Raw genomic sequence first — 12400 nt, forward strand, 5'->3', positions numbered from 1 at the left:
GCCGGCGCCTTTGTAGAACGATGCTTTCTTGCCGCCGCTGAACGCCCTCCTACATCCGTCCTGAGGCAAGATCTGCGTCGACATTCGCATCCGCACCGCTCATGTCCTGCGAACTGTCCGAACGCACCGTCTCTTCTTTGGACGCCTGCATTGAGCGCCAGACTGCTGCCCCGGCTGCCAACGCTACGAGCCCTGCGATCCACCACCACATCCGGAAGGCCGGCTGCCGGGACCTCACCGGGCCGCGTCTCTTGGCTCGTGCGGCCGGTTTCGGGCCAACGCGCTTAAGCTGTCCCTGGACCCGTGGCGTCAGTGTCTCCACACCCCCGGCAAGCTCATCGGCCAACCGGCGCAACAGCGCCTGGAGGCGGGGAGAAGCGGTCTCGATGCCTGCATCCAGCCCGGCCACCGCCCGCTGAAGCGCAGCCTGCACACCAGGCGTGGCCCATTCCCTGCCTCTGGCCAGCTGGCCCATGAGGTTCTCGGAGAGATGATGGACCCGCTCGGTTTCAGTCATTGCTGCTCTGCGCATGGATGCCTCCTTGATGTAATGGATGACGACAGACTAGGGCGCGGAGAAGTGCCCAAACAGGGTCTTTGGAACCAAGACAGGTATCCGGGACGTCCCGGCGCTCCAGAGGTACAGGGTGCCATGACCAAAGCCCCTACTCCGCCATTGCCTGCGCTATCACGCTGGGAGTTGGGGGTAGCAGCTCCCGGGTCACCGGCTGGCGCGCGTTTGGTCAGGCAGGAGGGTCCCCATGACAACGCAACCACAGCCCGGAGTGCCGCTCGTTTCGGGCGCCGCCGGCAAGGGGTTCTCCTCGTTCACGAGGCGCCATCCCTTGCCTGTTTTCTACCTCCTCGCATTTTTCATCTCCTGGGGCGGAATGGCTGCCATTCTCAGAGCAGGGCACCTAACCGTAACCTGGGCCGCGGCGGCGCTCCCGGCAGGGCCCGCCGCAGCCGGCGTTTCCCTTACCGCCCTTCTATACGGCCGAACAGGGCTTCGGGAACTCGGGACCCGGCTGCGCCAATGGCGGGTGGGCCCCCGGTGGTACCTTTTCGCCCTTCTTACTGGCCCGATCGTCATGGCTACGACGGCGGCCTTGGTCTCGATGATGTTTCCGGGTTACTACGCGGGCACGACCACACTGGAGGGGACAGCGGCCATTATCCTGGGCGGCCTCCTGGTCGGGCTCGCGGTCGGCATCCTGGAAGAGCTTGGCTGGACGGGCTTTGCCCTGCCCAGACTCCGTAGGCGTTACGGCATTCTTTTGACTGGCCTCATCATGGCCCTGCTGTGGGGAACCTGGCACTACCCGATGTTCGCGGACAGCACTGACCCTTCAGGAGCTATACCAAACGCGGTTATCGTGGCGGTGTTCCTGTTTGCCTGGCTGCCCCCATTCCGGGTGCTGATGGTGTGGGTCTACGACCGGACAGGGAGCCTCCCGCTGGCGATGCTCATGCACGCGCCGCTTTCGGCAGGGGCGTTCATCAACTCTTTCATGGCATCAGGTACGGCGACCGGAATGGCGGTCCTGATGCCGGCACTGCTTTGGGGTGCTGCATTCTGGACGATTGTTGCGGTTGTCTTCCTCGTCAAGGCCCGTCGACTTCGGGACGCAAACCCTTAGCGCACCACCTTGCGGTGGCCTGCGTCCAACCGCTGGGTCCACCCCCGCGAATCGAGGTGTTCCAGCAGTGGAACCGCTATCCGGCGCGTCGTTCCGAGGGCTTGGCGCGCCTGGCTGGTGGTAAAGGGCTGCTCCAGGCCGGCGAGGGTTCGCATCGCAAGGGCCGGCGCCGTTGGCAGCAGCACCACGCCGTCACGCAGCCTCAGCAGGCGGCCCGAGCGTTCTGCAGCAGCCAGCTCCCGCGTGCCCAAACCCAGCGCGGCCAGCTCCTCGGATTCCGGGGCCTGGAACGTATGCGTGGTGAGCCTGCGCTCCAGCTCGGCAATTGCCGGTTCGATGGGGCCAAGGTGGCCCCGGCTGCCGGGCAGCCGGATGTGGCCTGCGTCCTGTTCCAGGGCGGCCCCACGGATGACATGGGAAAGCAGCTTCTCGTCGGGCAGGCGAAGCAGGTTGCGGGCTGCCCCCATGGAAAGGCCCGGCGCCAAGGGATCGGATTCCTGCAGCGCCTGGACTGCATTGCGAAGCTGGTGCTGCCAGGCCTCAAGGACAGGAGCGTGCACCCACCAGTCGTCGATGACCTGCACGCCGGGCGGCCCTTCCGGGTCCTGCCCGGACAACAGCCCGAGCCGGCGCAGATGCTCCACCTGCACGGCTTTGCGGGCTGCCACCTCCCCCAGCACGTCGCCCGCCGGGTCCATGGCCGCAAGCCGCTGGGCCCAGTGGGCGCCGTCTCCGCGCCGCCGCAAGGCCGGTGGATCGGCGTCGAGGATGCGTGCCCCGCCCAGCACAGAGCGGCTTCCGGGGTCGCGAAGCACCAGCCGGTCGCCCAGGACGAGAGGCAGGTGCCTGTCAAGGACGAGCCTGGCGTGGTCGGCGCCGAAAGGACGCAGCCTGGCCGGCACGGACGCGGTGCCAACATGGACCATGAGCTGCTCCGGCACATCCGTATACGCCACACCGGTGGTCCGTTGGATGCCCACGACGCCGGTGGTGGGCCAGGCATCCGGGGTGAGCAGCGCATCACCGCGCCGGATGTCCGTGGCGGAAACGTCGCGCAGGTTGAGGGCCACACGGCTGACTGGCGCCACCGAGGTGTACGAGGTGTCGCGGCTTTGCAGGCCACGGACGACGACGGACCGGGAACCAAGGTGACCGAAGAGGCCCAGCCGGTCCCCCTGGACGATCGTTCCTGCGGCCAGCGTTCCGGTCACCACGGTGCCGGAACCGGTGATCGTGAACGACCGGTCCACCCACAGCCGGACCCGCCCAACTGTGGCGGGTTGGGGCACACTGGCCAGGACGCCGTCGAGCGCTGAACGCAGCTCAGCCAGGCCGGTGCCGTCGATGGCGGACACGGCAACGGCCGGGGCATCCCTCAGACCAGTCCCGGCCAGCTCCACCCGGGTGCGTGCCAGGACGTCCGCCACCCGCTGGCTGGACGCCCGGTCCGCGCGGCTGAGGACCACCACACCGTGCTCGATGCCCAGCGCCGCCACGGCGTCCCGGTGGTCACTCGACTGGGCCTGCCAGCCTTCGTCGGCGGCGACGACGAAACACACCACCGGCGCGGGTCCGATGCCGGCAAGCATGTTGCCCAGGAAACGCTCGTGGCCGGGGACGTCGACGAACGCAACGTCCTGCCCGGACGGCAACGTGGTCCAGGCGTAACCCAGGTCGATGGTCAGCCCGCGGCGCCGTTCTTCTTCCCAGCGGTCCGGCTCCATGCCGGTAAGGGCGCGGACAAGGGTGCTCTTGCCGGAATCGACGTGACCGGCCGTGGCAACGACGTGCACGGTTCAGCCCGCCCTGCCTGCATCCGCAGCCTCGAGGGCTGCCTGCGCCTGCCGAATGGCCTCGAGAATCCGGTCGTCGTCCGCGGCGGGCACGCACCGCAGATCGATCAGGCAGGAACCGTCGTGGACGCGCGGAAGCACGGCGGGATCGCCGGTACGCAGGCGCCGCGCCAGTCCTTCGGGGAGCCGGAGCGCCCACCCGGGCAAGGCAAAACCGGGGGCGCCCCCGCCGCCTACCCTGCCGTCATGCGGCACCACCGCTGCCCCGAGTTCCTGGGCCAGCCGTTCCGTGCGGCGCCGCAATTGCCCGACGTCGGCGTGCAGCGCCTGTACGACGGGCGGCATTCCGCCGGCCACGGTCGCCTCCAAGGCAGCGAGGGCAAGTTTGTCGGCCCGGACGGCCCGGGCAAGCGGGTGGCGGGCCAACCGGGTGATGACCTCCTTGCGGCCCAGCAGCAGGCCCGCCTGGGGTCCGCCGAGAAGTTTGTCGCCGCTGGCGATGACGACGTCGGCCCCGGCCGCCAAAGCGGAGGCAACATCAGGTTCATCAGGGAGGTGCGGGTCGGGTGCCAGCAGTCCACTGCCAAGGTCGGCCACGAGCGGTACTCCGCGTGCCTGCGTCAGCGGGGCCAGTTCATGCAGCGGAACAGCGGAAGTGAAACCGTCTACCCGGAAGTTGCTCGGATGGACCTTCAGCACGCAGCCCGTATCGGGGCCGAGGGCCGCTGCGTAGTCGTGCAGGTGGGTCCGGTTGGTGGTGCCCACCTCGCGAAGCCTTGCCCCTGTCGATTCCATCAGGTCGGTGAGCCTGAAGCCTGCACCGATCTCAACGAGTTCGCCGCGGCTCACCACCACGTCCCGGCCGGCGGCCAGGGCTGTAGTGGCCAGTACCAGCGCCGCTGCTCCGTTGTTGACCACCAGTGCGTCCTCAGCGGCGGGACAGGCGGCGAGCAGTACCGCCCGGGCCCCGGCGCCACGGCGGGAGCGGTTTCCGTCAGCCAGGTCGAGTTCCACGTCAACGTAGCCGCTGGCTGCGATAACAGCTTCGACCGCGGCCGCGGAAAGGGGTGCCCGCCCCAGGTTGGTGTGGACGATGACCCCGGTGGCGTTCAGCACCGGGCGGAGGGTTGTTGCCTTGCGGTCAGCGACGGCGGCCAGCAGGACTGGCTCCACCTGGCCGGGAGGAAGGTCACCGCGCCGGGCCTGGTCCTGGATGTCCCGGACGAGTTCGCGGATCACACGCTCACTCAGCCGTGACCGGGCTTCGCGGACGGGCGGCAGTGCCAGCAGGTCGTCCGTGCGGGGAATCAGGCGGCGGGGATCGACGTGGTCCACAGCCCTCCTCATATCGCGGCATTCACTGCCGAAAGTTGGCGGTGGCGGACGGGAATCGAACCCGCCAGGCCGAGATGCTCAGCCGCACCGGTTTTGAAGACCGGGGGGCCCACCAGGACCCGGACGCCACCGCGCCTCAATATAGCAGGTCGATTCACGGGGGTACGCTAGGCGGGTGAATGAGGCCCAGACGTCAGTCCAGCAACTTGATGAGGGCGCCGTGGGCGCCCTTCGGCTCACCGACTACGCCCACGGAGGAGGCTGTGCCTGCAAGATCCCGCCGGGTGAGCTCGAAGATGCCGTCCGTGGCCTCATCGGCCAGCCGGGCGCAGAGGTGCTGGTTGGCCTGGACAGTGGCGACGACGCGGCGGCCGTCCTGGTGCGGGACGACCTCGCGGTTCTTACCACGGCGGATTTCTTCACTCCCGTTGTCAACGATGCCTTTGACTGGGGCCGGATCGCCGCCGCCAATGCGCTCTCGGATATCTATGCAATGGGCGGCCGGCCGGTCACGGCCATCAACCTGGTGGGCTGGCCCCGCGGCGTCCTGCCAATGGAGCTGATGACGGAGGTCCTCCGCGGCGGGCTTAGTGTGGCGTCGGAGGCCGGTTGCCCGGTGCTTGGCGGACACTCCATCGACGATCCGGAACCCAAGTACGGCATGGCCGTCACCGGCGTCGCGCACCCGGACCGGCTGCTGCGCAACGACGCCGCCCGGCCGGGCCTGCCCATCACGCTGACAAAGCCGATCGGCGTCGGGCTTCTCAACAACCGGCACAAAGCGACCGGTGAAGTGTTTGCCGAGGCGATAGCGACCATGGTGGGCCTCAACCGCGAAGCGTCCGAGGCAGCGGTGGCCGCCGGCGTCCGGGCAGCAACGGACGTCACGGGTTTTGGCCTGCTTGGCCATCTTCACAAGCTGGTCCGGGCATCGGAGGTGGGCGCAGTGATCGACCTGAAGGCGGTACCGCTGATTGATGGAGCCCGCGAGGCACTGCGCGACGGCTTTGTCTCCGGCGGGACCCGGCGCAACCTCGACTGGGTGCGGCCGCACCTGCAGACCGCACCGGGCATCACCGAAGACGACCTGCTGCTGCTTGCCGATGCCCAGACTTCCGGCGGGCTGCTGGTGGTCGGCGAGCTGCCCGGGCACCCCGTCATCGGCCACACCACTGCCGGCCGGGGCATCAGGATCCGCTGATGCCTGGCGGCCAGGTCAGCTGGCGGTCGTGATCGCGTCGCCGGTTACGCCGGCTGCGCGGCGGGCTGCGAGCCGGGCCTTCTGCGGTTCGATGGTGTACCGCGGGTCCTTGGCAGAGGCCAGCCCCGCTTCGAAGATGCCAAACCGGGTCAGTGCAGAAGCGGCCAGCAACGCCACCCCCGAAGCGGCAGCTGCGACGCGGTTGCGGCCACCCAGCACGGTTCCCAGGCCGCCGGCGACTGCCAACCGCTCGCTCCACTTCAGCATGGTGCCTGCCTTGCCCTGATGAAGGGGCTCGGCTGCCACCGGATCCATCCGGCGCTCCATGATCTTCATGGCAAGCACGTCGCCCACGACGCCAAGCACCGCGAGTTTGCGGGCGGGACCGGTCTCGCGGGCCGGCGTGGTGACCATGGCGAGCCCGGCAGAAGCGAGGCACGCCGAACTGACGAAGACGAACGGCAGTTCCTCGTGCGCAGCGTTCCAGGTGGGGGTGGCGGTGTCGCCAAGCAGCACAGCTGTGTATGCCGCCAATGGTCCGGCGAACACCGCAGCCTCGACGCCCGCCGGTCCTTCCACGGCCTGCAGCACCCTGCGCAAGGGTCCCAGCGGCAGCCGGTTTCCGCTCATCCGGTCGATTTCGGCCACTGCGGCAACGCCCGCACCTGCGCTGAAGGCGCTGAGGATCCACGAGCCCACGCTCATCGGCGAGGTCACTTTGAAGGTCCGCAGCATATGCAGGAAACGCTCCGGCCTGCCCAGGTCCTTCACCAACGCGACGGCGCCGGCACTCACGGCGGCCAAGGCACCCAGCCGGGCATTCCGGCGAAGTATCGGCCGTCCGGTCAACTGGCCGCCGAGGCCAAGCAGCGCCGAGCCTGCTGCCACGCCGCCCAGGAACAGGTAGATGGCAACGTCATCGCCCCACGGCGCGGGCTTTACGACGGGGCGGCCGTAGTAAGAGGTGAATTCAGGCTCCGGGACCATGGGCACTTCGCGGGAACCGTCCCCGTTGTCCCTGCGGCGGCGCAGGCCGGGTTTGCCGTCCTGCCGGCGGCGCCGGGCACGCTCCGCCGGCCGGAAGCTGTCGAATTCCGAAAGGGTCACGCCCGTCCTCCCAGGAAAGCCAATGCTGCAGCCGCGGCCATGCCCGCTACAGCCATGCCTGCCCGCCGGTACATCTGCGGCAGGTCGGCGGTGGGGACGCGCGGGTCCGGCGGGAGCCCGTACACCTCGGGCTCATCCAGCAGCAGGAAGACCGATCCCGTTCCACCGACGCCGTCGTTCTCGTTCGCACCGTAGAGCCGCGCTTCGGTGAGGCCTTGCGCGTGCAGGTGGGCCACCCGCTCCCGGGCTGTTTCCACCATGTCGTCGTGGTCGCCGAACTTGATGGACGTCGTCGGGCATGCCTTGGCGCACGCGGGCGTCTCATCGGCCACCAGCCTGTCGTAGCACAACGTGCACTTCTGGGCCACGCCCACGTTGGGGTCGGCGGGATGCTTTTCGTGCTGCTCGTCCCGCTGGCCGGCCACCTTCACCGTGCCATTGCTGCGGCGTTCGATCACGCCGAAGGGGCACCCGGCCACGCAGGTTCCGCAGCCGTTGCAGACGTCGTCCTGGACCACCACGGTGCCGAATTCGGTACGGAAAAGGGCCCCCGTGGGACAGACGTCAAGGCATCCGGCGTGGGTGCAGTGCTTGCAGACGTCGGAGGACATCAGCCACCGGAAGTCTGCCGTGTCCGGGGGCGTCGTGTCGGCCTCTGCCAGGTCGGTCGCTGCGGACCCTGCCGTGGCGGGAGGACCAATGCGGGGCATGCCCAAATTGACCAGGGCCCGCCCGGATTCCCGGGCCTCGGTAATGCGTTCCTGGCCTTGCTCAATGAACGCCACATGCCGCCAGGTGCTGGCGCCCAGGGATCCGGTGTTGTCGTAGGAAGACCCCAGCAACTCGAGGTTTCCGTCCTGCGGGTTGTGGTTCCATTCCTTGCAGGCAACTTCGCAGGCCTTGCAGCCGATGCAGATCGAGGTGTCGGTGAAGAATCCCTTGCGCGGATGGTTGTGTTCCCAGTGGGCATCGGCGGTGGGGTCGGTCGGTCCGGACAGCTGGCCCATCTAGTCCTCCGTTGTGGGATCGGTATGCGGGGCGGGTTTGTTGCCTTCCGCCGTCGGATTGGTGACGGCGCTGTTCCCCGTCTCGATGGTCACTCCTGCCCGGGCCTGGTACTCCGCAACCAGGGCAAGCAGTTCCTTCCCCCGCGGACGGCGGCCCGGACGGATATCGCACGAAGCCACCTTGGACTCCTGGATCTGGACGTTGGGGTCCAGGGTCACACCCAGCAGGTCGTTGGCCGCGTCACCACTGACCACGGCATTGCTGCCGACGCCCCAGTGGTAGGGCAACCCAATTTGATGCACGGTGTGGCCGCCAACAGCCAGGGGCCTCATCCGGTCCGTGACAAGAACCTTCGCCTCGATGGCGGAGCGCGGCGAAATGATCGTGGCCCACCCGTACGGCTCAAGTCCGCGCTCGGCGGCCAGTTCAGGCGAGACCTCGCAGAACATCTCCGGCTGGAGCTCCGACAGGTATGGGAGCCAGCGGCTCATCCCACCCGCCGTATGGTGCTCCGTGAGCCGATATGTGGTGAAGACGAACGGGTAGACGTCTGCCCCGCTGGTGCCGGCGCTCGGTGCGCTGAGGTTGTCCGCGCGGGGGAACACCAGCCGCGCAGGACTTTGCTGCTGCGGATAAAGCGCGTTCGCCACCGGTGATTCCTGCGCCTCGTAATGGGTGGGAAGGGGTCCATCCATGAGGCCCTTCGGCGCGAACAACCAGCCTTTGCCGTCTGCCTGCATGATAAAGGGATCATCACCGCTGAGTGCGGCTGGACCACCGACAGAGGGATCGGGTTTGCTGCCAGGTGCCCGGTCAACCGGGAAGTCCGGCACGTCGTCTCCGACCCACTTACCCTGTTCCTGGTCCCACCAGATGTATTTCTTCCGCTCGCTCCACGGGTTGCCGGCCGGATCAGCCGACGCGCGGTTGTAGAGGATCCGGCGGTTGGCCGGCCATGCCCAGCCCCATTCCGGGGCCGCAGGCCCCTGTTCCTTGCCCGGCTTCCGGTTGGCGGCGTGGTTGACACCGTCAGCGTACACGCCGGTGTAGATCCAGCAGCCGGCCGCCGTGGATCCGTCGGCGCGCAGTTCGGTGTATGCCGAGAGCGGCTTGCCCGCATCCGGGCCGTCCAGGTGGCGGCCGTTGATTTCCGCCAGCACGGCTTCACCATCAGGTTCGCCATGCCCGTCCGTGGGGTAGTCCCAAGTGAGGTCCAGCAGCGGACGGTCCCGTTCGTCCTGCGACCCGGCCAGTTTCTCCCGGATCCGCTGGCCCAGTTCGAAGAAGAACTGCAGCTCGCTCTGGCACTCCCCCGGCGGCGACACCGCCTGGTGCCGCCACTGCAGCAGGCGCTGGGTCTGGGTGAAAGAGCCGGCTTTCTCAACGTGGGTTGCGGCAGGCAGGAAGAACACTTCGGTCTCGATGTCCTCGGTGCGCAGCTCCCCGGATTCAATTTCCGGACCGTCTTTCCACCACGTGGCCGACTCGATGAGGTTCAAGTCACGCACCACCAGCCACTTCAGGTGCGACATGGCCAGGCGTTGCATCCGGCCGTGGGCCGAACCCACTGCAGGATTCTGGCCGAGAAGGAAGTAGCCCTCAACTTCGTCCTCGAGCATGCCCATTACTGTCTCGTACGTTCCGTGGGCCCCCGTCAGTCTCGGGAGATAGTCGTAAGCCCAGTCGTTGTCCGCGTTGGCAGCCTCACCCCACCAGGCCTTTAGGAGGCTGATGGTGTAGGCGTCGGCATCAGCCCAAAAACCCTTCTGTTGCTTCGAGCCAATGACTGACAGGTACTCCTCAAGGCTGTCATGGCGTCCGGCGCTGGGCATGGGCAGGTACCCGGGCAGAAGGTTGAAAAGGGTGGGGATGTCCGTTGAGCCCTGGATGCTGGCATGGCCACGCAGGGCCATGATCCCGCCACCGGGGCGTCCGACGTTCCCGAGCAGAAGCTGCAGGATGGCGGCGGCCCGGATGAACTGAGCCCCAAGGGAGTGCTGGGTCCAGCCGACGGCGTAGGCGAAACACGTCGTGCGGTCGCGCCCGGAGTTTTCCGTGATGGAGCGCGCCAGGTACTCGAAGTCCGCGGCGTCGATCCCGCACATGTCCTGGACCATCTCCGGGGTGTAGCGGGCGTAGTGCCGCTTGACGATCTGGAAAACAGTCCGCGGGTCCTGGAGGGTGTCGTCGCGCTGCACTTCGGCGTGCTCCAAAGGTGGTCCGCCGCTGCCAAAGGCGTGGCCGGCGGCGCGGGCCGTGGCATCGGCTCCGTGTTCCGAACCTGGCCCGGGCTCATCGATGGCACCGTCCCCTTTTTCCGCATAGGCCCACGATGACGTGTCGTAGGCGCGCTTCTCCGGATCAAAGCCGGAGAACAGCCCACCCAGGTCCTCGGCGTCGCGGTAATCCTCATGGACCAGCGTGGCGGCGTTGGTGTACGCGCTGACGTACTCCTTGAACCACAGGTCATTGGTGAGGACATAGTTGATGAGCGCACCAAGGAGAACCACGTCGGAGCCTGCACGAATGGGAATGTGCTTATCCGACACTGCCGACGTCCGCGTGAACCTGGGGTCAACGTGGATGACCTTGGCTCCGCGGGCTTTAGCCTCCGCTACCCACTGGTATCCCACGGGATGGCACTCGGCCATGTTGGAACCCTGGATAACGATGCAATCGGCGTTGGCCATGTCCTGCAGTGACTGCGTTGCACCACCGCGTCCAAACGAGGCTCCCAAACTGGGAACCGTGGCGGAGTGTCATATGCGGGCCTGGTTCTCGGTCTGCACCGCCCCTGCAGCCGTGAAGAGCTTCTTGATCAGGTAGTTTTCTTCGTTGTCCAGGGTTGCGCCGCCCAGCGAAGCAATGCCCATGGTGCGGCGAAGCAGCCGGCCCTGGTCGTCCTCCTGCTGCCACGTCCTGCGGCGCGTTTCGATGAACCGGTCCGCCACCATCTCGACGGCCGTGGCCAAATCCAGGTGTTCCCACTCCCTGGAGCGCGGCGCACGGTAAAGCACCTTGGTCTGCCGGCCTGGTGAATTGACCAGTTGCTCGCTGGCAGAACCCTTGGGGCACAGGCGGCCGCGCGAGATGGGTGAGTCCGGATCGCCTTCGATCTGGATGACCTTTTCGTCCTTGACGTAGACACGCTGTCCGCAACCCACGGCGCAGTAGGGGCAGACGCTCTGGACAACGCGGTCAGCAGTAGCTGTGCGGGGGGCAATGGCCTGGGTCTTGGCCGAGGTGACAGCGGGCCCACGGCCCAGCAGATCCCCCGTCGACAATTGACGGATGACCGGCCATTGAAGGAAACTTCGCGGTGCCATTTGTGGAGCATATCCCGAAGCGCCGCGAAAGCAACAGGACAGCGTTCGCGTGTCTTCCGCAGAAACTACGGCGCCGAAATTCAAGTAGTCCCCACAAAAGTCAAGGAGCACGACGACGGGACGCACCGCCGTCGTGCACCTTCCGCCGGTGCCCCCTCCCCCAGGCGGACGCAAAAAGACATTCGCCCCGGTCCGACCGCCCCGCGTTCAGCTTCATGGTGGAACGATGGACGCATCGGAAGGTAAAGGGAGAAAATTTTGAACCAGTTTGATAACTCCGACGACGGCGCTGAAGGCGGCGAACGCGGTTCGCATGCGGGCGGCACCCCCGCGGCCCTTACGGTCGACCAGTTACTGGAAGAGAGCCGCAGCGGGCTCGTGCGTGTCCACCCTTCGGATCTTGAGCGGGAAATGGGAGCGGGCGCCCTTGTTGTTGACATTCGGCCCGTGGATCAGCGGGACCGGGACGGCGAACTTCCGGGAGCCGTCGTGATCGACCGCAACGTTCTTGAGTGGCGGCTCGATCCTTCCAGCGCCCATCGGCTCCCGATCGCTGACGACCCCGCCCGCCGCATCGTGGTTGTGTGCAACGAGGGCTACAGTTCCAGCCTCGCTGCGCACACCCTGCAGAGGCTGGGGCTGATCCGTGCCACCGACCTGATCGGCGGTTTCCAGGCGTGGGCGGCGTTGCGCAACCAAAGCAGTGAGTAACCGGCCCCGGGCCAGCGTCCAACCGGATTTCACACGCCTTAGCTGATGCGCGCCCGGGTCCAGTCAGCACGTTTTTTCGTAGTTTTTGGCGGCGTCAATTAATAGATTGACACCCTGCGTGGCACGAGTCACACTGTTGCATATGGTGATCGATGTTGCGTACAGCGCGAACAGGGACGTCCCCGACGGACGCATTGGTGCAGGTCGATCCTCCCCAACCTTTATGACTGCAAAGTTGCGGCAACGCCGGTTGCCGCCTCCAACTCTGTGGTCGCCACG

Annotated in this window: 9 protein-coding genes and 1 tRNA gene; 3 read left to right on the forward strand and 7 right to left on the reverse strand. The window is 67.0% G+C overall.

The genetic code is table 11. The annotated features are described in order from the left end of the window. Positions 1-49: 49 nt before the first annotated feature. Positions 50-532, reverse strand: a complete 483-nt coding sequence (locus ACV095_RS10825) for a hypothetical protein (RefSeq protein WP_134165401.1) — start codon at positions 530-532, stop codon at positions 50-52. Positions 533-761: 229 nt separating this feature from the next. Between ACV095_RS10825 and ACV095_RS10830 the strand changes: the two genes are divergently transcribed. Beyond that, entirely contained in the window at positions 762-1640 is an 879-nt protein-coding gene (locus ACV095_RS10830) for a type II CAAX endopeptidase family protein (RefSeq protein ID WP_134165402.1), read from the forward strand. Here the strand turns inward: ACV095_RS10830 and selB are convergent. The 3 genes from selB to ACV095_RS10845 form a co-directional block, all read right to left on the reverse strand. Further along, entirely contained in the window at positions 1637-3433 is a 1797-nt protein-coding gene (selB, locus tag ACV095_RS10835; protein WP_478221799.1) for a selenocysteine-specific translation elongation factor, read from the reverse strand. The genes ACV095_RS10830 and selB overlap by 4 nt on opposite strands. Before the next feature lie 3 nt (positions 3434-3436). Beyond that, the gene (gene selA / locus ACV095_RS10840) at positions 3437-4768 is read right to left on the reverse strand and encodes an L-seryl-tRNA(Sec) selenium transferase (protein WP_018771021.1); all 1332 of its coding nucleotides are present in this window, start codon (positions 4766-4768) and stop codon (positions 3437-3439) included. 36 nt (positions 4769-4804) lie between these two features. Continuing rightward, positions 4805-4899, reverse strand: a tRNA-Sec gene (locus ACV095_RS10845). A gap of 89 nt (positions 4900-4988) precedes the next feature. Here ACV095_RS10845 and selD point away from each other — a divergent pair. Then, complete coding sequence (gene selD, locus ACV095_RS10850) at positions 4989-5969, forward strand: selenide, water dikinase SelD (protein ID WP_026266032.1); 981 nt, start codon at positions 4989-4991, stop codon at positions 5967-5969. A 15-nt stretch (positions 5970-5984) separates the two neighbouring features. Here selD and nrfD read toward each other — a convergent pair whose 3' ends face one another. Genes nrfD through fdh form a run of 3 tightly spaced genes read right to left on the reverse strand, consistent with a single transcriptional unit; the run spans position 5985 to position 11410 of the window. Continuing rightward, positions 5985-7076: an NrfD/PsrC family molybdoenzyme membrane anchor subunit gene (gene nrfD / locus ACV095_RS10855; RefSeq protein ID WP_056390125.1), complete on the reverse strand. Its 1092-nt coding sequence runs from the start codon at positions 7074-7076 to the stop codon at positions 5985-5987. Then, a complete protein-coding gene (locus ACV095_RS10860; protein ID WP_018771024.1) occupies positions 7073-8083 on the reverse strand; it encodes a 4Fe-4S dicluster domain-containing protein in 1011 nt (336 codons plus the stop codon). Before ACV095_RS10860 ends, nrfD begins: the two co-directional genes overlap by 4 nt. Next, entirely contained in the window at positions 8084-11410 is a 3327-nt protein-coding gene (gene fdh / locus ACV095_RS10865; protein ID WP_134165406.1) for a formate dehydrogenase, read from the reverse strand. 258 nt (positions 11411-11668) lie between these two features. On the opposite strand from fdh, the gene ACV095_RS10870 reads away from it, so the two are divergent. Beyond that, positions 11669-12121 (forward strand): rhodanese-like domain-containing protein, encoded by a 453-nt coding sequence (locus ACV095_RS10870; RefSeq protein ID WP_478221800.1) that lies wholly within the window; start codon positions 11669-11671, stop codon positions 12119-12121. The last annotated feature ends 279 nt before the right edge of the window (positions 12122-12400 follow it).

This window comes from Arthrobacter sp. JDC6, from assembly GCF_056484025.1.